Source organism: Mesorhizobium sp. M7A.F.Ca.CA.004.12.1.1 (genome assembly GCF_003997835.1).
GTDB lineage: Bacteria > Pseudomonadota > Alphaproteobacteria > Rhizobiales > Rhizobiaceae > Mesorhizobium.
Genome location: NZ_RZRK01000772.1, coordinates 1 through 2866 on the forward strand (window position 1 = coordinate 1; position 2866 = coordinate 2866).

Sequence of the window (2866 nt, forward strand, 5' to 3'; positions counted from 1 at the left end):
ATATAGACGCAGCCGGTCTCCAGCACCGCGCCCTCGGCAAGACTGATCTCGTGCAGCTGCAGCCGGTCGAGCTTTTCCGAGACCTTGTGGTTGGGGCCGGGCAGGAAGGAGGCCCGCACCCGCCAGGCCTTGTCGCCGAGCCTGAGGTCGAGACTGGCCGGCTGGATCTGGTCGGCGTCGAGCGCACGCGCCGACTTCAGCGCGCCGGACTGGAACAGCGCCGATATGTCCTGATCGGGAAGAATGCCTGTCTGCCGCAAGGCTCCGCTCCTAGGTCAGACGTTTTTCTTGTCGCAGGTTCTGGTCGCAAAACCGTGGAACACTTTTGCGGAACCTGCTTGGTACAAACCTCTTAATGAAGCCGGCAATTGACGCAAGCGTGGCGCGGGTCTAAAGGGTCGTTATCCCGTGGTGATTTGGCCGGTCGGCTTGCAGCCACGTTAAACAAGTCGCTAAAGGACCGTCGGGCCGCAAGGCCGTATGGACCGGTTGCGACTTTCGCGGCCGGTTTTTTTGTGTCTGGAAGAAAAGCGATGAGCACCAAGAAGCACAACTGGAAGCCTCAGACGGCACTCGTGCACAGCGGAACGCTGCGTTCCGGTTTCGGCGAAACGTCGGAAGCGATCTACCTCACCCAGGGCTATGTCTACGAAACGGCGCAGGCCGCCGAAGCCCGTTTCAAGGGTGAGGAACCGGGCTTCATCTATTCGCGCTACGCCAATCCGACCGTCGACATGTTCGAAAAACGCATGTGCGCCCTGGAAGGCGCCGAAGACGCGCGCGCCACCGCGTCGGGCATGGCGGCGGTGACGGCCGCCCTTCTGTGCAGCGCCAAGGCCGGCGACCATATCGTGGCGGCACGTGCGCTGTTCGGCTCCTGCCGCTGGGTGGTCGAGACGCTGGCGCCGAGATACGGCATCGAGGCGACGCTGGTCGACGGCACCGACATCGCCAACTGGGAAAAGGCGGTCAAGCCGAACACCAAGCTGTTCTTCCTGGAAAGCCCGACCAATCCGACGCTGGAAGTGGTCGATATCGCCGCTGTCGCTTCGCTTGCCAATTCGATCGGCGCAAGGCTGATCGTCGACAATGTCTTCGCCACGCCCCTGCAGCAGAAGCCCTTGCAGCTCGGCGCCCATATCGTCGTCTATTCGGCGACCAAGCACATAGACGGCCAGGGGCGCTGTCTCGGCGGCGTCATCCTGTCGGACAAGAAGTGGATCGACGAGAACCTGCACGACTATTTCCGCCATACTGGCCCAAGCCTGTCACCCTTCAACGCCTGGACGCTGCTGAAAGGCCTGGAAACGCTGCCGCTGCGCGTGCGCCAGCAGACGGAAAGTGCCGGCCGGATCGCGGATTTCCTGGCCGAGCGGCCGGAAATCGCCCGCGTCATCTATCCCGGCCGCGCCGACCATCCGCAGGCCGACATCGTCAAGAAGCAGATGTCGGGCGGCTCGACACTGATCTGTCTCGACGTCAAGGGCGGCAAGCAGGCGGCCTTCGCCTTGCAGAACGCGCTCGACATCGTCTTGATCTCCAACAATCTCGGTGACGCCAAGAGCCTGATCACCCACCCGGCGACGACGACGCACAAGAACCTCAGCGACGAGGCGCGCGCCGAGCTCGGCATCGGGCCGGGCACGCTCAGGCTTTCGGTCGGCCTGGAGGACACCGACGATCTGCTCGAGGACATCGCGCAGGCGCTGAAGGCCAGGTAGCGCGCGAGCGTCGTCACAGGATTACAGGCCGACCGCCTTGCGCAGCACTTCGTTCATGCGGGTCTGCCAGCCATCGCCAGCGGCCTTGAAGCGGTCGAGAACGTCGGCGTCGAGGCGTAGCTGTACGGCACGTTTGGGCCGGGCAAGCGGCGGCCGGCCAACCTTGCGGCGCGAAACGGCATCGGTTGGCTGAGCATCCGGATCGGCTTCGGCCGCAGCGGTGATCTTGGCATCTTCTTCGTCGGTCATCGCGGCAAGCGCCTTTTTGGCCAACGCCAAAGCGTCAGCACGTGACAGCTGGGGCGCAGCAGCCTCACGGCGTACGATCGTCTTAGAGGTTTTCGACATAGTCCGTAATTTCCTGCCTTGTGGCCTTGCGCAGCGAAATAACGCGGATGGCGTATCGTCGCTCGACATAAACCATCACATGGACGCCAGTTCCGATCAGACCGATGGCAACGAGGCGGTCCTCGCCAAAGTCCTCGCTGTCGTCGAGCCTGATAGCGGCGTTGGCGAAGTCGAAGGATGGTGCGATCGCAAAATCCACGCCATGCTTGGCCCTGTTCATCCTGGCCTTGTTTTCATCCCACTCGAACTGCATCGCCGCCGGTGCGTTCCCATAAATTATGTATACACAAAAATAGAGCCTAACGCAACATTTCCGTATATACGATAATTATTCCAGCGGTCAAACCTAGCTGACGCCTTCAGGCGCCGGACGGCGTCTCTTCCAGCTCGGCCGTCTTGGTGCCGATGGTCATCGCATTGCCGCGCCAGTCGACGGCGCCGCCGAGCCAGCCGCGTCCCCACATCGCCGGCAGGATCAGGTCGCGCGCCATGATCGCGGCGACCATGCGTGGCGACAGGTACCAGCCCTTGGACCAGGCCAGGGCGCACTCCGGAAGGTAGAAGGCCGCCAGTACGGCAATGGCGGTTGCCCAGAGGCTGAAACCGGCACTGGCTGCGGCAATCAGCGCAAGCACCAGCGGCACCAAGGCGCCGGTCAGGATTTCGGGTGCGAAGAACAGCGGGAAAGTGACGCGGCGCAGGCGCGCCCAGCGGGCCTGACGCGACCAGATCTCGTCAAATGAGCGCCGGCCAAGCGGCTGCTCGAAGGGGGCGGCGACGAGATTGACGCGCAAGCC

The 2866-nt window shown here is 63.0% G+C and carries 4 protein-coding genes, 1 pseudogene and 1 riboswitch; of the genes and pseudogenes, 1 reads left to right on the plus strand and 4 read right to left on the minus strand.

Annotated features, from left to right (window positions below; translation table 11 throughout):
• Positions 1-260 (minus strand): 2'-deoxycytidine 5'-triphosphate deaminase (locus tag EN984_RS29290; RefSeq protein WP_206517504.1); only part of this gene is annotated, 260 nt, incomplete at its 3' end.
• Between the two features lie 138 nt (positions 261-398).
• Positions 399-476, plus strand: a riboswitch (SAM riboswitch).
• Positions 477-533: 57 nt separating this feature from the next.
• Here EN984_RS29290 and EN984_RS29295 point away from each other — a divergent pair.
• Positions 534-1721, plus strand: a complete 1188-nt coding sequence (locus EN984_RS29295; RefSeq protein ID WP_023811337.1) for an O-succinylhomoserine sulfhydrylase — start codon at positions 534-536, stop codon at positions 1719-1721.
• A gap of 21 nt (positions 1722-1742) precedes the next feature.
• Here the strand turns inward: EN984_RS29295 and EN984_RS29300 are convergent, their stop codons facing one another.
• The 3 genes and pseudogenes from EN984_RS29300 to EN984_RS29310 all read right to left on the minus strand — a co-directional run.
• The gene (locus EN984_RS29300; protein WP_127272043.1) at positions 1743-1970 is read right to left on the minus strand and encodes a BrnA antitoxin family protein; all 228 of its coding nucleotides are present in this window, start codon (positions 1968-1970) and stop codon (positions 1743-1745) included.
• A gap of 82 nt (positions 1971-2052) precedes the next feature.
• Positions 2053-2322, minus strand: a complete 270-nt coding sequence (locus EN984_RS29305; protein WP_127272042.1) for a BrnT family toxin — start codon at positions 2320-2322, stop codon at positions 2053-2055.
• 106 nt (positions 2323-2428) lie between these two features.
• Positions 2429-2866 (minus strand): annotated as a pseudogene (locus EN984_RS29310) (ceramide glucosyltransferase); the annotation flags it as partial.